At 37.7% G+C, this 20,839-nt stretch carries 16 protein-coding genes and 1 pseudogene; 11 read left to right on the top strand and 6 right to left on the bottom strand.

Annotated elements, in window-relative coordinates:
- Positions 1-9 precede the first annotated feature (9 nt).
- Both QM406_RS05955 and QM406_RS05950 read right to left on the bottom strand, forming a co-directional pair.
- Positions 10-225 carry a 2-oxoglutarate:acceptor oxidoreductase gene (locus QM406_RS05955; RefSeq protein ID WP_311523697.1) on the bottom strand — a complete coding sequence of 72 codons (216 nt, stop codon included), beginning with the start codon at positions 223-225 and terminating at the stop codon, positions 10-12.
- Between the two features lie 2 nt (positions 226-227).
- A pseudogene (locus QM406_RS05950) lies at positions 228-560 on the bottom strand (putative DNA-binding protein).
- A 153-nt stretch (positions 561-713) separates the two neighbouring features.
- Between QM406_RS05950 and rnc the strand changes: the two are divergent.
- From rnc to QM406_RS05930, 4 genes are all read left to right on the top strand, one after another.
- Positions 714-1,412, top strand: a complete 699-nt coding sequence (gene rnc / locus QM406_RS05945) for a ribonuclease III (protein WP_414273704.1) — start codon at positions 714-716, stop codon at positions 1,410-1,412.
- Complete coding sequence (smc, locus tag QM406_RS05940) at positions 1,403-4,942, top strand: chromosome segregation protein SMC (protein ID WP_414273703.1); 3,540 nt, start codon at positions 1,403-1,405, stop codon at positions 4,940-4,942. The genes rnc and smc overlap by 10 nt, the downstream gene beginning before the upstream one ends.
- Positions 4,943-5,028: 86 nt before the next feature.
- Positions 5,029-5,688, top strand: a complete 660-nt coding sequence (locus QM406_RS05935; RefSeq protein ID WP_000344917.1) for a trimeric intracellular cation channel family protein — start codon at positions 5,029-5,031, stop codon at positions 5,686-5,688.
- A 138-nt stretch (positions 5,689-5,826) separates the two neighbouring features.
- On the top strand, positions 5,827-6,405 hold the full coding sequence (locus QM406_RS05930; protein ID WP_414273702.1) for an HD domain-containing protein: 579 nt from the start codon (positions 5,827-5,829) through the stop codon (positions 6,403-6,405).
- Positions 6,406-6,648: 243 nt separating this feature from the next.
- Here QM406_RS05930 and QM406_RS05925 read toward each other — a convergent pair whose 3' ends face one another.
- The gene (locus tag QM406_RS05925; RefSeq protein WP_049548291.1) at positions 6,649-7,116 is read right to left on the bottom strand and encodes an 8-oxo-dGTP diphosphatase; all 468 of its coding nucleotides are present in this window, start codon (positions 7,114-7,116) and stop codon (positions 6,649-6,651) included.
- Positions 7,117-7,448: 332 nt separating this feature from the next.
- On the opposite strand from QM406_RS05925, the gene QM406_RS05920 reads away from it, so the two are divergent.
- The 3 genes from QM406_RS05920 to ftsY are packed head-to-tail and all read left to right on the top strand — an operon-like array spanning position 7,449 to position 10,516.
- Positions 7,449-8,240: a Cof-type HAD-IIB family hydrolase gene (locus QM406_RS05920; RefSeq protein ID WP_075231679.1), complete on the top strand. Its 792-nt coding sequence runs from the start codon at positions 7,449-7,451 to the stop codon at positions 8,238-8,240.
- On the top strand, positions 8,240-9,058 hold the full coding sequence (locus QM406_RS05915) for a Cof-type HAD-IIB family hydrolase (protein ID WP_414273701.1): 819 nt from the start codon (positions 8,240-8,242) through the stop codon (positions 9,056-9,058). The genes QM406_RS05920 and QM406_RS05915 overlap by 1 nt, the downstream gene beginning before the upstream one ends.
- A gap of 3 nt (positions 9,059-9,061) precedes the next feature.
- Complete coding sequence (ftsY, locus tag QM406_RS05910) at positions 9,062-10,516, top strand: signal recognition particle-docking protein FtsY (protein ID WP_414273700.1); 1,455 nt, start codon at positions 9,062-9,064, stop codon at positions 10,514-10,516.
- 37 nt (positions 10,517-10,553) lie between these two features.
- On the opposite strand, the gene zwf is transcribed toward ftsY, so the two are convergent.
- The 3 genes from zwf to QM406_RS05895 form a co-directional block, all read right to left on the bottom strand.
- Positions 10,554-12,041, bottom strand: coding sequence for a glucose-6-phosphate dehydrogenase (gene zwf / locus QM406_RS05905; protein WP_414273699.1), 1,488 nt, complete (start codon positions 12,039-12,041; stop codon positions 10,554-10,556).
- A gap of 358 nt (positions 12,042-12,399) precedes the next feature.
- Positions 12,400-13,140, bottom strand: coding sequence for an amino acid ABC transporter ATP-binding protein (locus tag QM406_RS05900; RefSeq protein WP_049503260.1), 741 nt, complete (start codon positions 13,138-13,140; stop codon positions 12,400-12,402).
- Positions 13,140-15,314 (bottom strand): ABC transporter substrate-binding protein/permease, encoded by a 2,175-nt coding sequence (locus QM406_RS05895; protein WP_414273698.1) that lies wholly within the window; start codon positions 15,312-15,314, stop codon positions 13,140-13,142. Before QM406_RS05895 ends, QM406_RS05900 begins: the two co-directional genes overlap by 1 nt.
- A gap of 180 nt (positions 15,315-15,494) precedes the next feature.
- Between QM406_RS05895 and uvrB the strand changes: the two genes are divergently transcribed.
- From uvrB to QM406_RS05875, 4 genes are all read left to right on the top strand, one after another.
- Positions 15,495-17,483 carry an excinuclease ABC subunit UvrB gene (gene uvrB, locus QM406_RS05890; protein ID WP_049525975.1) on the top strand — a complete coding sequence of 663 codons (1,989 nt, stop codon included), beginning with the start codon at positions 15,495-15,497 and terminating at the stop codon, positions 17,481-17,483.
- Positions 17,484-17,502: 19 nt separating this feature from the next.
- Complete coding sequence (locus QM406_RS05885; protein ID WP_414273697.1) at positions 17,503-19,329, top strand: DUF2971 domain-containing protein; 1,827 nt, start codon at positions 17,503-17,505, stop codon at positions 19,327-19,329.
- A 58-nt stretch (positions 19,330-19,387) separates the two neighbouring features.
- The gene (locus QM406_RS05880; RefSeq protein WP_414273696.1) at positions 19,388-19,891 is read left to right on the top strand and encodes a hypothetical protein; all 504 of its coding nucleotides are present in this window, start codon (positions 19,388-19,390) and stop codon (positions 19,889-19,891) included.
- A 495-nt stretch (positions 19,892-20,386) separates the two neighbouring features.
- On the top strand, positions 20,387-20,821 hold the full coding sequence (locus tag QM406_RS05875) for a hypothetical protein (RefSeq protein ID WP_414273695.1): 435 nt from the start codon (positions 20,387-20,389) through the stop codon (positions 20,819-20,821).
- Positions 20,822-20,839 lie beyond the last annotated feature (18 nt).

Genomic DNA, 20,839 nt, shown 5'->3' with positions numbered 1-20,839 from the left:
CCTATTTTTTCAATTCAATGGAAATCGTCCGAAATGTTGCAAACACTCTAGTTCTTCGGGTGTGACTTCTTTCATGATTTCATTTGGATATCCCCAACAGCTAAAACCTATTTGCATAGCTTTGGAGATATGATTGGGCGAGATAATCTGTAGTCGACTAGGAAATGGTTCCTCTGCAGCTAATAATTTACAGGGTATTCCTTTATAAACGACAAGATTTTCCATGATTACTCCCGATTATCAATACTGGTCAAAATCTCAATTTGCTCTTGCAGAAAAGTATCCTCTGGATAACGCTCCAAAATCTGATCAAAAATCTGACTGCGAACAATGTAGTCAGAGTACATATGGAGCTTCATCTCATAATCTTCAAGAATCTTTTCAGTTCGTTTGATATTATCATAAACAGCCTGACGACTAACGCCGAACTATTCAGCGATTTCAGCCAAACTATAGTCATCAGCATAGTAGAGTTCGATATAGTTCATCTGCTTATCAGTCAAAAGGGCTGCATAAAACTCAAACAGAGCATTCATTCGATTGGTTTTTTCAATTTCCATAAGATTTATTATACCAAAAAAAAGCCCAATCCGCTAGCTGGGGGCTGATTTTAGCTAGAAGTTAGAAAATAAGCTTTTCACTGTTCTTTTCTGACTATGAAGGCTTTTTTTGATATAATGGATAGGATTATAATGATTTAGAAAGAGGTAATCATGAAAGAATTAGAATCAGTGTTACAAGACCGTTTTGATCTTGTTTTTATAGATAAAAGCTTACTTGAAACAGCTTTTACCCATACCAGTTATGCCAATGAGCACCGCCTCTTAAAAATTTCACACAATGAACGCTTGGAATTTTTAGGAGACGCTGTTCTTCAATTATTAATTTCAGAATATCTGTTTAAAAAATACCCTAAAAAACCAGAAGGGGACTTGTCAAAACTCCGTGCTATGATTGTCCGTGAGGAGAGTTTGGCTGGTTTTGCCCGTGATTGTCAGTTTGACCAGTTTATCAAGCTTGGTAAGGGTGAGGAAAAATCGGGAGGCCGTAACCGAGATACGATCTTGGGGGATGCCTTCGAAGCCTTTTTGGGTGCCCTGCTTTTAGATAAGGATATAAAAACTGTTAAAACCTTTATCTACCAAGTCATGATTCCTAAGGTTGAAGCTGGCGATTTTGAGATGATCAAGGATTATAAGACTCACCTGCAAGAATTGCTCCAAGTTAATGGAGATGTTGATATTCGTTATCAGGTGATTTCAGAGATTGGGCCAGCCCATGATAAGATGTTTGAGGTTGAAGTCCTTGTTGAGGGACAAAGTCTAGGTTCAGGTAAAGGACGCTCTAAAAAATTGGCCGAGCAGGAAGCCGCTAAAAATGCAGTTGAGAAAGGGCTGGATTCATGTATTTAAAGGAAATTGAGATCCAAGGGTTTAAGTCCTTTGCTGACAAGACCAAGGTTGTTTTTGACCAAGGGGTGACAGCGGTTGTAGGACCAAATGGCTCTGGGAAATCAAATATCACTGAAAGCCTCCGTTGGGCACTTGGTGAATCTAGTGTCAAGAGTCTGCGTGGTGGGAAGATGCCTGATGTCATCTTTGCAGGAACAGAAAGTCGGAAGCCTCTAAACTACGCTTCTGTTATTGTTACTTTGGATAACCAAGATGGCTTTATCAAGGATGCAGGCCAGGAAATCAAAGTTGAACGTCATATCTATCGGAGTGGAGATAGTGAGTACAAGATAGACGGAAAAAAAGTTCGTCTCCGTGATATCCATGACCTCTTCTTAGATACTGGACTTGGACGTGATTCCTTCTCTATTATTTCCCAAGGGAAGGTCGAAGAAATCTTCAATTCAAAACCTGAGGAACGCCGCGCTATCTTTGAAGAAGCGGCGGGAGTTTTGAAGTATAAAACTAGACGTAAGGAGACAGAAAGTAAACTGCAACAAACCCAAGACAACTTGGATCGTTTGGAAGATATCATCTATGAGCTGGACAATCAAATCAAGCCCTTGGAAAAACAAGCAGCAACAGCTCGTAAATTCATGGACTTGGACGGTCAGCGTAAAGCGATCTACTTGGACGTTTTGGTTGCTCAGATTCAAGCCAATAAGGCTGAATTGGATCTAACAGAAGAAGAATTAAACCAGGTTCAAGAACTTTTAACCAGTTATTATCAAAAACGTCAAAACTTAGAAGAAGAAAATCAAACTCTCAAGAAGAAACGGCATGATTTACAGGCTGAGATGGCAAAAGACCAGTCAAGCTTGATGGATTTGACTAGTTTAATAAGTGATTTAGAACGTAAGTTAGCTTTGTCTAAACTAGAAACTGAGCAGGTTGCTCTCAATCAACAAGAGGCACAGGCTCGTTTGGCTAGTTTGGACGAAAAGAGAAATGTTCTCATTCAAGAGAGGGAAGAAAAAGAAACAAATCTCAGTCAGTTAGAAGCAAATCTAGCAGTTAATACCAAGGAGCTCAATCGTTTAGAAGCTGAGTTGTTAGCTTTTTCTGATGATCCAGACCAAATGATTGAGCAATTGCGTGAACGTTTCGTAGCTTTCTTGCAGGAAGAAGCGGATGTGTCTAACCAGCTGACACGTATTGAAAATGACCTTGAAAATAGTCGCCAACAGACTCAAAAGCAAGAAGAACAATTGGAGTCCTTGAAGGAACAATTAGCTTCTGCTAAGTCTAAGGCAAGTGAACAAGAGGCTGATCTAAAATCAGCAAAAGAAAAAGTACAGACCTTGCTTGCTGACTATCATACGAATGCTAAACAGGAAGAAGAACAAAAGCAGGCTTATCAAAGTCAGCAAAATCAACTTTTTGACCGTCTAGATAGTCTGAAAAACAAGCAGGCCAGGGCGCAAAGTCTGGAAAACATTCTTAAAAATCATAGTAATTTCTATGCGGGTGTTAAGAGTGTTCTACAAGAAAAAAATCGCCTGGGCGGTATTGTCGGAGCGGTCAGTGAACATTTAACTTTTGATGTTCGTTATCAGACAGCCCTCGAAATTGCCCTTGGTGCAAGTAGCCAACATATCATCGTTGAAGATGAACAGGCTGCGACTAAGGCTATCGACTTCCTTAAACGAAATCGAGCTGGTCGTGCGACTTTCCTACCTTTGACAACTATTAAGGCTCGTAGCATTTCAGATCAGAACCAAGATGTGATTGCCTCAAGTCCAGGTTTTCTTGGAATGGCAGATGAATTGGTTACTTTTGATGCAAAGCATGAAGCTATTTTTAAAAACCTGCTAGCTACCACAGCAATCTTTGATACGGTAGAGCATGCGCGTGATGCGGCTCGTAAGGTGCGCTATCAAGTTCGGATGGTAACTCTCGATGGAACAGAGCTACGAACAGGTGGTTCTTATGCTGGTGGTGCTAATCGTCAAAATAACAGCATTTTCATCAAGCCTGAATTAGAGCAGTTGCAAAAAGAAATCGCTCAAGAAGAAAAACTTCTTCGTCAAGAGGAAGAAAATCTGAAATCTGTTCAAGAAGGCTTGACAGCCCTCAGTCAAACTTTGGAGACTATTAAGTCTCAAGGAGAGCAAGCTCGAATAGAGGAGCAAGGCTTATATCTGGCTTATCAACAAACTTGCCAACAAGTCGAAGAACTAGAAACACTTTTAGAACTTCAGGAGCAAGAGTTAACTAATCTAAGAGGTGGAGATTGGCAAACTGAAAAAGAAAAATGCCAAGAACGTCTCTCGATCATCGCAACTGAAAAGCAAAAGCTAGAATCAGAAATTGAAGAAATCAAGTCCAATAAAAATGCGATTCAGGAACGTTACCAAAGCTTGCAGGAAAAACTGTCCCAAGAACGTCTTCTCAAAACAGAAATGATAGAGCGAAAACGTTACGAAGTTGCAGATATTGAACGGATTAACAAAGAGCTTGAATACCTTGATATGGAGCAAGATGAAATCGAACGCCTTCTCCAAGAAAAGGTAGACAATCTTGAAAAAGTTGATACAGAACTTTTGGCCAAGCAGGAAAGAGAAGCCAAGAGTCAGAAGGAAGAACTTCAACAGGGGCTCATTCGTAAGCAGTTTGAACTGGATGATATTGAAGGACAATTGGATGATATTGCAAGTCATTTAGAACAAGCTCGTCAGCAAAATGAAGAATGGATTCGTAAGCAAACACGAGCGGAAGCAACCAAAGAAAAAATTACGGACCGACTTCGTTATCTTCAAAGCCAATTGACAGAAGAATATCAGATTAGCTATACGGAAGCCCTAGAACAAGCCAATCAGTTAGAAGATTTAGCTATGGCTGAACAAGAGGTCAAGGATTTGGAAAAATCTATCCGTTCACTTGGTCCAGTCAATCCGGATGCTATTGAACAATTTGATGAAGTACACGAACGCTTGGAATTCTTAAATAGTCAGCGAGATGATATTCTTTCTGCTAAAAACTTACTTCTTGAAACTATTACAGAGATGAACGATGAAGTGAAAGAACGCTTCAAGTCTACGTTTGAAGCGATTCGTGAATCCTTTAAAGTGACCTTCAAGCAGATGTTTGGTGGTGGTCAAGCAGACCTAATTTTGACAGAAGGTGATTTGTTGACAGCAGGTGTCGAAATCTCTGTGCAACCACCAGGCAAGAAAATCCAATCTCTCAACCTCATGAGTGGTGGAGAGAAGGCCTTGTCAGCTCTGGCTTTGCTCTTCTCAATCATTCGGGTTAAGACCATTCCATTTGTTATCTTGGATGAAGTAGAAGCTGCACTCGATGAAGCAAACGTTAAACGTTTTGGGGATTATCTCAACCGATTTGACAAGGATAGTCAGTTTATCGTTGTTACCCACCGTAAGGGAACTATGGCGGCAGCTGACTCAATCTATGGAGTTACTATGCAGGAATCTGGTGTATCTAAGATTGTCTCTGTAAAACTAAAAGATTTAGAGAATATGGATGCTTAGTTAGTGCTCGTTACAAATTTTTAAGCTAAGCATTTAAATAACCTTCAAGAAGTCGGAAGGGTTACAAAATAATTTGAGGAGCTTATATGGATTTTGATCTATTCCTAATGATCTGTAATTATATTGGGACTATAGCCTTTGCGGCGTCAGGAGCCATCAAAGGATTCGGTAAACGTTTAGATATTTTTGGAATCAGTTTATTGGCAATTGTAACTGCAGTAGGCGGAGGAATCCTAAGAGATTCCATTATTAGTCGCTTTCCAGCTTCTCTAGCAGATCCTAGCCCCATTTATGTCTCTATCCTAGTAGCTGTTATCATGTATGTCTTTGTAACTTCAAAACAGGCCAATGCTAGTCATGATAAAAAGTTCTATAAGTGGTTGAGAGAAGCCTATCTCATCTTTGACTCTATTGGGTTGATTATTTTCTCCTTGATTGGAGCGACAGCCTTAGTGGATAGTAAGCTAAATTTGATGTCTGCAGGGATTTTGGCTTGTCTAACAGGAGCCGGTGGAGGTATTATCCGAGACCTATTAATCAACGAAGTTCCGAGTGTTCTTAAAGAAGACATTTATGCCCTTCTATCTTTCGTAATCGGAGTTATTTATTACTGGTTGGCCTTTGTCCTTCACTTTCCAAGAATTACTGCCTTTATCATTCTCTCAATAGTTGGCTTTGTGATTCGACTTTGTATTATTAAGTTCAAGCTCTCTTTGCCAAATATGGATAAGAGAACCTTGAATTGATGAATAAGCGAGAGTTATTTTATCAACGTCTAATCTCATGTGGATTAGGCGTTATTTTTTTGCAAATACGGGAAATTAATGATGTAAAGATTAATTTTTGCTATTATATTTGTAATTTCGAATAAGGTAGGAATAGCAATGAGTAATTTGAAACATTCAATTGATTTTATTAAAGAAATAGAGAAATTAAAGGCAGTAAGAAGATTTAATAGAACTCTTGATGGCAGATTTGAAAATAGTGCCGAGCATTCCTGGCAGGGTGCCATAGCTGCGATGGTTCTTCAAGATTATTATCCTGAAAAATTGGATATGGAAAAAGTCACTTCTATGTTATTGATTCATGATTTAGGTGAGATTTATGCCGGAGATACTTGGGTGTTTGATGATGAAAAAAAGCTTCATTCTCATGATAGAGAACTAGCATCTATAGAAAAAACAATGAGTATCCTTCCAGAAGAAAAATATTTGAATATGAAAAATTTGTGGTTGGAATTTGAAAAAGGGCAGAGTGCTGAAGCAAGATATGCAAGAGTGATCGATGCATTGGTACCACTGATAAATCACTTGGAAGTGTCAGAAATCAATTATAACCCTGATAATATCAGTGCAGACATGGTATTAGAAAAGAAAAAGTTCATAAAAAGTGAATCAGAAGAATTATGGAAACTAACGGAAGATTTGATTCAGGAAAGTGTAGAAAGGGGGTTATATTTTTAATAACGACTGGCTCTATAGATACAATAGAATATAGAGAAAGCCTTGGAATAAGCTGTTTCCAAGGCTTTTTAGATATCAATAGATACAAGAAAAAATTGTCAGATTAGATGATTTTTATTAGATACCATTATTTTGTAAAACTCTAAACTATATGTTATTAAAGACAGATTGTATTGAGTACTGAATTATACAAAAATTACTAATGGATTGAGAATTTTGCATTTGATTATACCGTAGAGAATATTAGTCAAATAAAATTGTTTTGTTTTCACTAATGCATTTCTTATTATCATCCCAATAGTTAATAGTTTCAAAGCTTCCTTTTCTTAAATAAAGTGGTAGCCTTTTTCTTATTTCATCTTGCATTGGTATTTTATCAATATCTTTTAGATTCCACCATTTTGGCTCACCTTCAGCAGATGTACTTAGTTCACCAGTAAACTGAGTACATAAAAAGTCATAGAAGACAAATCTCTCATTACCAATTGAATTAGTAAAGCCTGAAATTCCTTTTAATTCAAGATTTAATGCAGTGAGTCCAGTTTCTTCCTTAAGTTCCCGTAATGCAGCTTCAAAAAAACTTTCAGGGAATTCAACTTTTCCTCCCGGTGGAATCCAGCCAGGAAAATTATCGTGCTGTCTATTAAGTAATAAAATTTCTTGATTTTTCAAAACGCAAATATTAACCCAGTTTTTGATTTTTTCAGTCATATTATTAACCTCCAACAAGTATTTTTTCATATGCAAGATTATATGTCAAGAACTATATGCTATTTATGATTGTGACAACTGTATCTCAGCCAAAGATTGATAATTTTTACGTAATAGCTGATGAACTCTCAGAATAGACTTCAATCAAGAACTTTGGAAGAAAAGAGTTGAGAGATTGGATATAAAAGAAAGTAAGCAAATCAGCCTGGCCTTTAAATTGGTCTTACGGATTAATTTTTAGAAGACAAAGACGTGTCAATTCAGCACGTCTTTTTTTACTTTTTCTATGGTATAATAGAAGGTAGATTTATTAATTGGAGTATGAAGAATTTATGATTAAATTAGTAGCAACGGATATGGACGGTACTTTTTTGGATGGTGCCGGTCAATTTGATATGGAGCGTCTGAAAAAGTTGCTCCATTCTTATCAAGAAAAAGGAATCTATTTTGCTGTAGCATCAGGTCGTGGGCTTTTGTCACTTGAAAAGCATTTTGCGGATGTTAAAGATGAGATTATTTTCATTGCTGAAAATGGGAGTCTCGTTCGTTTCCATGGAGAGGACCTCTATGAAGCAACCATGCCTCGAGATTTTTACCTATCAACATTTGAAAAACTAAAGACTTCACCTTATTTTGATGAGAAAAAGATGCTCTTGACTGGTAAAGAGGCTTGCTATGTCTTAGATACAGTAGATGAAACCTATCTTATGTTTAGTCATCATTACAATGAAAATATCAAAAAAGTAGCCAGCCTAGAAGATATTACCGATGAGATTTTCAAATTCACAACTAACTTCACTGAAGAGACAGTAGAAGCTGGAGAATCTTGGGTCAATGAACATGTTCCTGGGGTCAAGGCTATGACGACAGGCTTTGAATCCATTGACATCGTTTTAGACCATGTTGACAAGGGAGTCGCTATTGTCGAATTGGCTAAGAAATTAAATCTGGATATGGATCAAGTGATGGCTTTTGGTGATAATCTTAATGACCTGCACATGATGCAAGTTGTAGGGCACCCGGTAGCACCTGAAAATGCTCGTCCAGAGATTTTAGAACTAGCTGAAACAGTTATCGGACATCACAAAGACCAATCAGTTATTGCTTATATGGAGGGATTGTAATGGCGGATATTAAATTAATTGCCCTAGACTTAGATGGGACTTTGCTGACAACAGACAAGAAATTGACTGAACGTACCAAGTCGACGTTGAAGGCTGCGCGTGATCAGGGAGTCAAAGTGGTACTGACAACTGGACGTCCCCTCAAGGCCATGGATTTCTTCCTCAAAGAGCTTGGAACAGACGGTCATGATGATGAATATACCATTACCTTTAATGGAGGATTGGTTCAGAGAAATACAGGTGAGATTCTCGATAAAACAGTCTTTTCAATCGATGATGTGACACGCATTTATGAAGAAACTGAAAAACTAGGCATTCCTTTAGATGCTATTTCAGAAGGCACCGTTTACCAAATCCAATCAGATCAAGAGAGTCTGTATGCTAAATTTAATCCTGCTCTGACTTTCGTTCCAATTGACTTTGAAGATTTGTCTAGTCAAATGACTTATAATAAATGTGTGACAGCCTTTGCCCAAGAACCACTGGATGCAGCAATTGCTAACATTTCATCAGACTTGTTTAACAACTACGAAATTTTTAAATCTCGCGACATGCTTTTGGAATGGTCGCCAAAGAACGTTCATAAGGCTACGGGATTAGCTAAATTGATTGACCACCTAGGAATTGACCAAAGTCAGGTGATGGCATGTGGAGATGAGGCCAATGACCTTTCTATGATAGAATGGGCAGGTCTTGGTGTAGCCATGCAAAATGCTGTTCCTGAAGTTAAAGCAGTTGCAAATGTAGTCACCCCTATGACCAATGACGAGGAAGCTGTTGCCTGGGCCATTGAAAAATATGTACTAAAGGAGAACTAAAGTATGGGATTATTTGACCGTTTATTTGGTAGAAAAGAAGAACCAAAAATCGAAGAAGTCGTTAAAGAAGCTTTGGAAAACTTGGATCTGACAGAACCTGGCGACGAAGTTACAGAATCTGTAAGCAAGGAAGCTGAAGAGGAAAATACTGAAGAAATCGACCAAAGTTCAGAATTTGAGGAAACTTATTCTAAAGAAGCTAGTGAGTCGGAAGAACCAGTAGCAGAAACTACTACAGAAACAGTTGAACCAGAAACCGCCCCTCAGGAAGAAGAGACTCAGTTTGAAGAGGAAACTGAGTGTCATTGTTGTCAGGAAGAGTCAGAGTCAACAGAAGTTGAAGAAACTGAAGAAAGAGCTCAAGAGGTAGCAGAGTTTGTAGCAGAAGAACTTGAGTCACCAGTCGAAGAAGTACCTTCAAGTGATAGCGACGAGGAAGAAGCTAATCAAGCTCAATCAGACGAAACGGAAGCAGACACTTCTGAAAAAGTGGAAGAAGATCTAGTAATCGAAGAAATTCCTCAAGTTCAAGAGACTGTACAGGAAAAATATGACCGTAGTCTCAAGAAAACTCGTACGGGCTTTGGAGCTCGTTTGAATGCTTTCTTTGCTAACTTCCGCTCTGTTGATGAAGAATTCTTCGAAGAACTTGAAGAACTCTTAATCATGAGTGACGTTGGTGTACAGGTAGCTTCAAATCTCACTGAAGAATTGCGCTATGAAGCAAAACTTGAAAATGCCAAGAAACCAGATGTCCTCCGTCGTGTGATCATCGAAAAATTGGTAGAGCTTTACGAAAAAGATGGACAGTACAATGAAAGCATTAACTTCCAAGATGGTTTGACAGTCATGCTCTTTGTAGGTGTTAATGGTGTCGGGAAAACAACTTCAATCGGTAAATTAGCTCACCGCTACAAGCAAGCAGGCAAGAAAGTCATGCTTGTTGCTGCGGATACATTCCGTGCAGGTGCAGTAGCCCAGCTAGCAGAATGGGGTCGTCGTGTAGATGTTCCTGTGGTTACTGGACCTGAAAAAGCAGATCCAGCTAGTGTTGTCTTTGATGGGATGGAACGTGCAGTAGCAGAAGGTGTTGACATTTTGATGATTGATACAGCTGGCCGTTTACAAAACAAGGAAAACTTGATGGCAGAGTTGGAAAAAATTGGTCGTATCATTAAACGTGTTGTGCCAGAAGCTCCGCATGAAACCTTCCTAGCACTTGACGCCTCAACAGGACAAAACGCTCTTGTACAAGCCAAAGAGTTTTCAAAAATTACTCCTGTTACAGGAATTGTCTTAACCAAGATAGATGGGACTGCCCGAGGTGGTGTTGTTCTGGCTATCCGTGAGGAACTCAATATTCCTGTTAAGTTGATTGGTTTTGGTGAAAAAATCGATGATATCGGTGAATTCAATTCTGAGAACTTTATGAAGGGCCTTCTAGAAGGTTTGATATAAAAGAAAATCCTGCAAGAATTCTTGCAGGATATTTTTTCTATTCTAATCGACCATCTTTACGATAGGCGATATCTGGTTGCCAAGTCCACTCAGCACCGTATTTTTCAAGGAGTTCAAAGCTAGCTTGAGGTCCCATGCTACCAGCCTTGTAGTCATGGAGTGGAGCACCGTTTTCAGCCCAAAGCTTCTCAATACGGTCAATCAATTTCCATGATGCACTCACTTCATCCCAGTGGCTAAAGTTAGTTGAATTATTGTTCAAAACATCATAGATAAGTTTTTCATATGGATCTGGTGAAGCACCCGTTGCAGTTGCATCTGTTCTGTAATCAAGCGAATTAGGTGCAAGCTTAAACTCTTCACCGACCTTCTTACCGTTTAGGCTAAGTGAGAATCCTTCTGTTGGTTGGATGTAGATGGTAAGCACGTTTGGTGCTAGAGGCTCTCCGAAAATGGAATCCATTTGCTTGAAGACAATATTCACGTGTGTTCCTTTTTCAGTGAGGCGTTTCCCTGTACGGAAGAAGAAAGGTACATCACGGAAACGATCAGTGTCAACAAAGAAAGCACCTGATGCAAAGGTTTCTGTCATAGATTCAGGGTTAACATTTGGTTCACTACGGTAAGAGATGTATTTCATGCCATCAACTTTACCAGAACGATATTGACCACGGATGAATTGCTCTTTAAGTTCCTCATCTGTAGGGTGGTAAAGGTTCTTGAAGACCTTGATTTTCTCTGCGCGAATGTCATCCTTTGTAAAGCTTGCTGGCTTGTCCATAGCAAGGAGTGACAGAAGTTGGAGGGTATGGTTTTGAACCATATCACGAAGGGCACCAGATTCATCATAGTAGCCACCACGTTCTTCAACACCTAGACGCTCTGCAAAGGTAATCTGTACGTTATCGATGTGTTCACGATTCCAAACATTTTCAAAAATCATGTTGGCAAAACGAACCGCAAAGATACTCTGAATCATCTCTTTTCCAAGATAATGGTCGATACGATAGATTTGCTCTTCGTTAAAAGTAGCTAGGAGTTCTTCGTTTAGTTTGCTTGCAGTCTCATAGTCTGTTCCAAAAGGTTTCTCAACGATCAAACGTTCAAAGCCTTTACCGTCAACAATCTGCTCAGACTTGAGATGTTTGGCGATGGTACCAAAGAACTGAGGTGCCATTGAGAGGAAGAAGAGTTTGTTGTGCTCAGTCTGATATTTTTCGTTTAATTCAGCCTGAAGTTTACGTAATTCGATGTAGTGCTCAGTGTCATTAACATCGTGGCTTTGATAGTAAAAATGACTCGCAAATGCTTGAGCTTCTTCCACACTATCTGCCAAGTCTAAAATAGATTCGACAACGACAGATTCGAAATACTCCTTACTCCAAGGTCTACGAGCAGTTCCAATAACAGCAAAATGATCAGAAAGATTACCTGATTTATAAAGTCTAAAAAGTGAAGGGTAGAGCTTACGTTTGGCCAAATCCCCACTTGCACCGAAAATTGTAACAATAACTTTTGATGACATCTAGCTACCTAATTTCTATTTTGTTTCCTAGTTAAACTAGGCATGAGGAGTCCCCATTTTTCATATCCTTTATTTTATCATAATTTTCTAAAAAATCCAAAAATCCAATACGTCTATACTAAGAGGTTAGGCAAAACTCAATTTCATACTCTTCGAAAATCAAATTCAAACCACGTCAGCGTCGCCTTACCGTACTCAAGTACAGCTTTCGGCTAGCTTCCTAGTTTGCTCTTTGATTTTCATTGAGTATTAGGAGAAACCGAAGTAAATCTTTCCACAATAAAACGCATAATATCAAGCTTTTAACACCTGATACAATGCGTTTTTTTGATTATAAAGACTTTTAGCCCTATCTCTTCTAGGCGTTTAGAACCTTGTCTAAAAATTCTTTAAGACGCGGATGTTGTGGGTTATCAAAGATTTGGTCAGGTGTACCATCTTCTAGGAATTCACCGTCGGCAGTAAAGATCACACGATTGGCAACCTTGCGGGCGAATCCCATTTCGTGGGTTACGATGATCATAGTCATGCCTTGTTCAGCCAATTCCTTCATAACGTTAAGAACGTCGCCGACCATCTCAGGGTCAAGGGCAGAAGTGGGTTCGTCAAAGAGCATGATATCAGGGTTCATGGCTAGACCGCGAGCGATAGCCACACGTTGTTTTTGTCCACCTGATAGACTTTCAGGATTTGCATTAGCCTTATCAGCCAATCCAACTTTTTCAAGGAGTTCCATTCCCAATTTTTCAGCTTCGGCTTTAGTCATCAACTTATGCTCCACTGGAGCGAAAGTGATATTTTCTAATACCGTCATGTGTGGGAAAAGATTGAAGTGCTGGAAAACCATTCCGACATTTTCACGAACGTGGTCCACGTTGGTTGCTTTATCCGTCAAATCATAACCATTAACCGTGATATGACCTTTTGTACCTTCCTCGAGGAGATTCAAGCTACGCAAGAAAGTTGATTTACCTGAACCAGAAGGTCCAATGATACAAACAACATCTCCTTCGTAGAATTTTGCTGAGATTCCTTTAAGGACTTTGTTTTTACCATATTGTTTATGTAAATTATCAACATCGATTTTTAATTTAGCCATTATTGAATCCTCTTTTCTAAGCGTTTTGCAAGTCTAGTAAGAAGAGTGATAATCACAAGATAGAAGACTGCGAGAATTGCATACATTTTGAAACTTTGGTAGTTACGAGCAATGATAATCTTACCAGTCTGGAAGAGCTCTACCAAACCGATTGCAGATACGATAGTTGTATCTTTCAAAGCGATAACAAATTGGTTGACGAAGTTTGGAAGCATAAGTTTGGTTGCTTGTGGCAAGACAATCTTACGCATGGTTTTACTGTAAGAGATACCAAGGCTTCGACTAGCTTCCATTTGTCCGATAGGAACAGCCTTAATACCACCACGTACAATTTCAGCGATATAAGCGGCTGAGTTTAGGGAGAGGGCGATTGTACCAGCGACAAAGTCATTGATTGGACTCTGTTGGCCTGTAAGGGATTCGATAAAGTTAGGAACTCCCCAGAAGATAAAGGCAGCAAGAATCATCAGTGGAATACCACGAATCACATCGACAAAGATTTCTGAAATAATACGAAGTGATTTATAAGGACTAACGCTAAACATACCAAAGATAATCCCGATAACAATCGCAATTGCGAAGGAAATCAAAGCAAGAGAAAGGGTAATTCCAAGTCCACTTAGGAGTTGTTTGTAGTTGTTTTTCAACAAGCCCAAGATAGTAGTTTCGTCAACAGTTGATGATTCACTTGTTGAATCAGTTGCAAGGTATTTATCAAGAATCTTTTGGAACTCTCCACTTGCTTTAAGATTTGCAAGACCGTTGTTGAACATTTCAATCAATTCAGGATTGCTTCCCTTTTTAACGGCAAAGGCAGTTTCACCGATTGGAGTACCTTCGATTGGTGTTTTTAATTTTTGCCCTTGGCTAATAGAGTATTTAAGAACTGGTTCGTCATCCATCACAGCGTCAATTGAACCTGTGTTCAAGCTGTCATACATAGATGAACCGTCTGCAAAGGTTTTAATTTTATAACCATATTTACTTTGATTTTCAGTTAGGAAGGTTTGAGAAGCAGTACCGTTTTTTACACCAACGGTTTTACCATTCAAATCTTCATAAGAAGAAATGGTACTTGATTCCTTAACTCCAAGAATAGTATTAGCTGTATAGTAAGAATCAGAGAAATCAAAGGTTTCTTTACGAGCGTCTGTAACAGACATACCAGCAATCATACCATCGGCTTGACCAGATTGGACCGCGTTAATAGCAGCGTCAAAACCTGGGTTAGTAATTTCAATTTCAAAACCTTGGTCTTCGGCAATAGCCTTGATCAAGTCCATATCAATACCAGTGTACTGGTTGCTTGAGTTTTGGAAAACGAATGGTGCAAATGAAGAATCACTTGCGATAACGTATTTTGATTTGACTGGAGTAGCTTTTTGCCCTGCGCTTGTAGTAGAAGTAAGAGAAGTTACTTGTGAACTAGTTTTAGAAGAATTTGTCCATTTATTGATAATTTTGTCCAAGCTACCATCTTTTTTCATCTGAGCTAAAGCTTCGTTAAATTCTGTAACCAGGTATTCGTACTTGCTACCCTTTTTAACTCCAAAAGCAAAGCTTCCAACGGCTTCTCCGTCCATGTTGATACTGAGATCTTGCCCTTGGTTAATAGCGTACTCGATGACTGGTTTGTCATCCATGATGGCATTTACAGCACCTGTACTGAGACTGTTATTCATCAAATCACCAGTATCAAAGGTTTTGATAGTGAATCCATATTTATCTTTGATGCTTTCTAGGAAACGTTGTGCGGCAGTACCGTTTTTAACACCAACAGTTTTACCACTGAGTTCTTCATACTTAGTGATTTTGTTAGACTTAGTCGTTGCGATGACAACTTTTGTATCATAGTATGTATCAGACATGGTAAAGACGTTTTCACGTTCTTTGGTTTTTGTCATACCAGCCATGATCGCATCTGCTTGCCCTGCTTGGACCGCATTGACAGCAGCATCAAAGCCTGGATAAGACATTTGGATATTCCATCCTTTTATCTCAGCGACTTTATTGATAATGTCGACATCAATTCCTTTATAAGTCTGGTCTGTATCTTTAAACTCAAAGGGTGCATAAGCTGTATCACTAACAATCTTGATAGTGTCCGCATTAACATAGCCTAAAGAGAATAAGGGAAATAAAAATAATAAAAATGCAAGGATTTTTTTCTTCATGTTTAGTCTCCTTTTTAGAATATTTACCCATTATAGCAGAAAATAAAAAAGTTGGCAAATATTTAGTGTTTTTATGTAAGAAAATGTGACATAAGATACTAAGTGGCAAGAAGTTGAGAATCAGTAAGTCGATCCTTTTTATGGTAAAATAGAAGGATAGAAAATGTGTATGAGGCAATTATGATCAATAGAATTACAGACAACAAATTTAAACTTGTATCCAAATACCAACCATCTGGCGACCAACCGCAGGCTATTGAGCAGTTGGTAGATAACATCGAGGGTGGTGAAAAAGCTCAAATCTTGATGGGGGCGACTGGTACAGGGAAAACCTATACCATGAGTCAGGTGATTTCCAAAGTTAATAAACCAACTCTAGTCATCGCCCACAATAAGACCCTAGCAGGCCAGCTTTATGGGGAGTTCAAGGAATTTTTCCCAGAGAATGCGGTCGAGTACTTCGTATCCTACTATGATTACTATCAACCTGAAGCTTATGTTCCCTCTAGTGATACTTATATCGAAAAAGATAGTTCAGTCAACGATGAGATTGATAAACTTCGTCACTCCGCTACATCAGCACTCTTAGAGCGCAATGATGTTATAGTTGTAGCATCTGTATCTTGTATTTATGGTTTGGGTTCTCCTAAAGAATATGCTGATAGTGTAGTAAGTCTGCGACCGGGTCTTGAAATTTCTCGTGATAAACTGCTTAATGAATTGGTCGATATTCAATTTGAGCGTAATGACATTGATTTCCAGCGGGGAAGATTTCGTGTACGTGGAGATGTGGTGGAAATTTTCCCAGCATCTCGTGACGAGCATGCCTTTCGTGTTGAATTCTTCGGAGATGAGATTGATCGTATTCGTGAAGTCGAAGCTCTTACGGGGCAAGTTCTGGGAGAAGTGGATCATTTGGCGATTTTCCCAGCGACTCACTTTGTGACCAATGACGACCACATGGAAGTAGCGATTGCTAAGATTCAGGCTGAATTGGAGGAGCAGTTAGCTATCTTTGAAAAAGAAGGCAAACTCCTCGAAGCACAACGCTTGAAACAACGGACAGAGTACGATATCGAGATGCTACGTGAGATGGGCTATACCAATGGTGTTGAAAACTACTCACGTCACATGGATGGGCGAAGCGAAGGGGAGCCTCCGTACACCCTTCTTGACTTCTTCCCTGATGATTTTCTGATTATGATTGATGAGAGCCACATGACCATGGGGCAAATCAAAGGAATGTACAATGGAGACCGTTCGCGTAAGGAAATGTTGGTTAACTACGGTTTCCGTTTGCCGTCTGCCTTGGACAACCGTCCCCTCCGTCGTGAAGAGTTTGAAAGTCATGTCCACCAGATTGTCTACGTTTCAGCGACACCTGGTGATTACGAGATGGAACAAACGGACACCGTGATTGAACAAATCATCCGTCCAACAGGTCTTTTGGACCCAGAAGTGGAAGTTCGCCCAACAATGGGACAGATTGATGATCTTTTGGGTGAAATCAATGCCCGTGTTGAAAAGAATGAACGTACCTTTATTACTACTTTGACCAAGAAAATGGCAGAAGACTTGACGGATTACTTCAAGGAAATGGGCATCAAAGTCAAGTACATGCACTCGGATATCAAGACTTTAGAGCGGACAGAGATTATTCGAGATTTACGATTAGGAGTTTTTGATGTCTTAGTCGGGATTAACCTCCTTCGTGAAGGGATTGACGTTCCTGAGGTAAGCTTGGTTGCTATTCTCGATGCCGATAAGGAAGGCTTCCTCCGAAATGAACGTGGTCTTATCCAAACCATCGGTCGTGCAGCCCGTAATAGTGAAGGGCATGTCATCATGTATGCGGACACTATGACCCAGTCTATGCAAAAAGCCATCGATGAAACAGCTCGTCGTCGTAAAATTCAGATGGCCTATAATGAAGAACACGGCATTGTCCCACAAACTATTAAGAAGGAAATCCGTGATCTTATTTCTGTTACCAAAACTGTGGCTAAAGAAGAGGACAAGGAAGTCGATATCAATAGCCTCAATAAACAAGAACGCAAAGAACTCGTCAAAAAACTGGAAAAACAAATGCAAGAAGCCGTCGAAGTGCTTGACTTCGAGTTGGCTGCTCAGATTCGTGATATGATGCTGGAAGTCAAGGCGTTGGATTAGGGTGTTAGGAGGAGATGAAATGGCAAAGTTAAATTATTTTACAGATGAATTTAGTGAATTTGAATTAGAAGATCATTTTTATTCCCTGAATAAAGAAAAACTGAAATCCGAACTTGAAAATTTTATAAATCAATATTTAGATTTATCTGAAGAAGAACAATTGAAATATACTGAAACTGTTCTTTATGTCTGTAGAAATCTTTTAGAGAACATTGATAAAACTATCCAGAAGAAGATTTTAGAAACCATAAATAAAATACTATCAACAAAAACACAAATATATAGTTGGGGTGAAATATTTTATTATTTAGATGCTCTTTATTTATATTTATTTAAAACTGAAAGATATGAAGAATATTCTATATTGTTTGAAAATGATAGTTATTTCATTAAAATCCTTGATTTAATATTAAAAGAAAATCTAGAGGTCGTAGAATACCATATTTCGGAATTGCTTTCAGTTTTTGTTCAACTATTTAGACAAAATAGTTTACCAGAAGAAAGAAGAATCTATTTTCAGAGGAAATATGAATCATTTATCAACTTTTTATTCGAAAATAATTATTTTGAGGATACTCTATATTGGTATTTTCAATCAGATAAGCTTGTTTCACTTTTTCAATTTGAGCATTTAAAGTTAATAAATAACTATTTCATGGAGAATCCTCAATCTGGAGATGTTGATGACTACCTATATTTTGTATCCAGGCATTTCGATGATATAATTAAAGATTCAATAGAAGTTATTCGAAAGATAGCAGAAGAAAATGATTCCGATATTATCCGCAACCAAGCAATTAAGTTAATTGAGAAGTATGATAATGATTATTTAAATGAAAAAAGTGATCCAGAATCTATCTCGTCATTAGATGCTGAACAACTTTTAGAACAAGCGGATAAGATTATATACTATATACGTTCTAAATTGACTGTTGATGCAAATGAGTTGAAAGAAATAGGTTCCTTTGGACATTATACTAAGATTAACACTTTGACAAACTTCCTCATAAAAGCCGACTGGAAGAATGAGAATGATGACAATGATTCTAAAGTGAAATCTCCCTATTTACGACTTACTAATCTAAAACAGTTAAATGACCCGATGGAAGGAAGAGTAATATATGATTATTTGGGTATAGATAATACATTTTTCAAACAATATCAAACTTCCAATGTTTTTATATCTTCTCTAACCACGGTATCTGATAGTTTACCTATGTGGAAGGAATATGCAGATTCATCTCAAGGTGCCTTCCTTGAATATGATCTGTCTTATCTTGAAGATATAGTTGCTCATAAATCGATAGAGTTTGTTAAAGTTCATTATTTGGATTTAATGTCAGAGAATAAAGATGAAACAGATGTTGGTAAATCTCTTGATAATTTAAAACAGATATTTGAAAAATTACAGGATCTTAAAGCTGACAAAGAATTAAACAGTTTTGCTGAGAAATTGAAGAAGATTTCTTACCTTTTTAAAGTAAAAGATTATGAATATGAGATGGAGTATCGTATTCTAATCAATTTAGATGATACAGCTATACAAAATATTATTAAAAGAGGTGCTAATGATTCATCAAATGAGAAGTACTTTAAGAAAGAAGAAATTGGGTTAGAAGTTTTTGATAAGGTTAACTATAAAGATTTTAGGAAGTATATCGTATTAAGCTCGAAAGATAATGGCAGATATAATTTATTTGTATACATCAATCTGGCTCCTTTGAAGTACTCAAAAGTAATTCTAGGTCCAAAGGTTACGGATGCAGACTATATTGCTCCTTATCTCAAACTTGCCAATCCTGATATAGAGATAGAAAGTTCAAAAATCCCTTATCGGGGAGCTTAGAGATTTACATTTTTTAAAATTTTGTTGAAGAATGAGTAATTCCACTCTTGAGTAAAAAATGAAAAAGAATAAAAGAAATTCAAATACAAAAAAGAATCTCTCAATGAAAGAAAGTTTTCATCTTTGGCTAGATTCTCATAAATTTTTAGGCTTCTTCCTGGTCCTTGGTCTTTTTTTAGGAATAGGCTTAGGTGTGGCTCTAATTTTCAAAAGCCTTCCTATTCCTTCACCATACAGAGATATCAACTTTAGTTTTCCAATATATATAAATCTTTTCTGTCTGGTCTATAGATTATTTGACTATTGGTTCTTAGACTTGTCAAGGACAAGAATGACAATAAAAAGATATGCAGAATTATTTATCTATCTTAATAGTATTGGATTGATAGTTCATCTATTTTTAGGAGTTGGTGGGAAAAATAGTAAGGGCTTTCTGCCTTCTCTCTTATCCCTAGATCACCGCTACATCTGGTTTCCTATCACAACCTATCTAGTCTTTTTCTGTCTAGCAACCTTAGCCATTCTCATGATCAAATATGTAGAAAAGAAAAGGAGTAAATAATGTTCAAATACCTGAATGTGTTTAGAATTGTCTATCTTATCCTTCTGACCTTTGTTCTTGTTCATTGTTGTCTTGGATTGTTTGGTTTATCTTTTACTCCTGGTCCATGGAATTTTTGGTTCCTTTGTTTATGTCTTATTTTATTGATTCACCCCTGGGTTCTGTACTATAAAAAGCGAGGGTTTAAATGGTACCATATAATCTTTCAGTTATTGAGCATATATGTTGCTTTTCAAATTTTTATAATTACTTTCTTTTTATGCTCCGTGGATGATCATCCTATTATTCCGATAAATTTAGATTATAAAGTTGAAAATAATGAAATTCTCATTGATAAAGGATTCTTTACTCATCGCTATTATGAATACCATGATTTGGTAGTTCCATTAATTATGAAGACAGAAATTAAATATACGATAAATACAGAGTTTTAATCTCAAAAAAAGTTAAATCTCCCCTTCGACTCCTAAATAATACTGAAAAAGAGCTTAAATTATGATGAAATATCTAAACGTTTTTAGAATAATCTACCTTATGTTACTAATCTTTGTCCTAGTCCATTTTGTCATTGGCCTCTTTGGTTTAGCCTTTACACCGGTCTTGTGGAATTTCTGGTTCTTTGGTCTTTGTTTAACCCTATTTATCCATCCGTGGACTATCTTTTATAAATCTAGAATCTTTCAATGGCATCATCTGATTTTTCAAGCTCTCAGTGGATTCGTTGCTCTCATAATCTGGTTTATGATATTTTTATTTTTCTCCACGGTTCCAGATTCATCTATGCCTATCAATTTAGACTACTATGTGATTAGGGAAAAAAATGAAATAAGAATCATCAGAGGATTCTTACTCCATGAAATTCATGAATATCATGACTTAGTTAATCCTTTGATTATGAAATCTAAAGTTAAGTATGTAGAAAAAAATTAAACATTAGAAAGTGAGTTC

This window comes from Streptococcus infantis, assembly GCF_047465035.1.
In the GTDB taxonomy this organism is placed as follows: domain Bacteria; phylum Bacillota; class Bacilli; order Lactobacillales; family Streptococcaceae; genus Streptococcus; species Streptococcus infantis_T.
The sequence above is the reverse complement of the archived record's forward strand: the minus strand, read 5'-3'. Positions and strand labels throughout refer to the sequence as shown.

What these genes read in the sequence shown, in the direction of transcription:
- QM406_RS05885 (WP_414273697.1), top strand. Translation starts at nt 17,503, where the DNA reads ATGGCAAAGTTAAATTATTTTACAGATGAATTTAGTGAATTTGAATTA.
- zwf (WP_414273699.1), bottom strand. Translation starts at nt 12,041, where the DNA reads ATGTCATCAAAAGTTATTGTTACAATTTTCGGTGCAAGTGGGGATTTG.
- QM406_RS05955 (WP_311523697.1), bottom strand. Translation starts at nt 225, where the DNA reads ATGGAAAATCTTGTCGTTTATAAAGGAATACCCTGTAAATTATTAGCT.
- rnc (WP_414273704.1), top strand. Translation starts at nt 714, where the DNA reads ATGAAAGAATTAGAATCAGTGTTACAAGACCGTTTTGATCTTGTTTTT.
- QM406_RS05895 (WP_414273698.1), bottom strand. Translation starts at nt 15,314, where the DNA reads ATGAAGAAAAAAATCCTTGCATTTTTATTATTTTTATTTCCCTTATTC.
- ftsY (WP_414273700.1), top strand. Translation starts at nt 9,062, where the DNA reads ATGGGATTATTTGACCGTTTATTTGGTAGAAAAGAAGAACCAAAAATC.
- QM406_RS05930 (WP_414273702.1), top strand. Translation starts at nt 5,827, where the DNA reads ATGAGTAATTTGAAACATTCAATTGATTTTATTAAAGAAATAGAGAAA.
- QM406_RS05920 (WP_075231679.1), top strand. Translation starts at nt 7,449, where the DNA reads ATGATTAAATTAGTAGCAACGGATATGGACGGTACTTTTTTGGATGGT.
- QM406_RS05900 (WP_049503260.1), bottom strand. Translation starts at nt 13,140, where the DNA reads ATGGCTAAATTAAAAATCGATGTTGATAATTTACATAAACAATATGGT.
- QM406_RS05875 (WP_414273695.1), top strand. Translation starts at nt 20,387, where the DNA reads ATGATGAAATATCTAAACGTTTTTAGAATAATCTACCTTATGTTACTA.
- QM406_RS05925 (WP_049548291.1), bottom strand. Translation starts at nt 7,116, where the DNA reads ATGACTGAAAAAATCAAAAACTGGGTTAATATTTGCGTTTTGAAAAAT.
- QM406_RS05915 (WP_414273701.1), top strand. Translation starts at nt 8,240, where the DNA reads ATGGCGGATATTAAATTAATTGCCCTAGACTTAGATGGGACTTTGCTG.
- QM406_RS05935 (WP_000344917.1), top strand. Translation starts at nt 5,029, where the DNA reads ATGGATTTTGATCTATTCCTAATGATCTGTAATTATATTGGGACTATA.
- smc (WP_414273703.1), top strand. Translation starts at nt 1,403, where the DNA reads ATGTATTTAAAGGAAATTGAGATCCAAGGGTTTAAGTCCTTTGCTGAC.
- uvrB (WP_049525975.1), top strand. Translation starts at nt 15,495, where the DNA reads ATGATCAATAGAATTACAGACAACAAATTTAAACTTGTATCCAAATAC.
- QM406_RS05880 (WP_414273696.1), top strand. Translation starts at nt 19,388, where the DNA reads ATGAAAAAGAATAAAAGAAATTCAAATACAAAAAAGAATCTCTCAATG.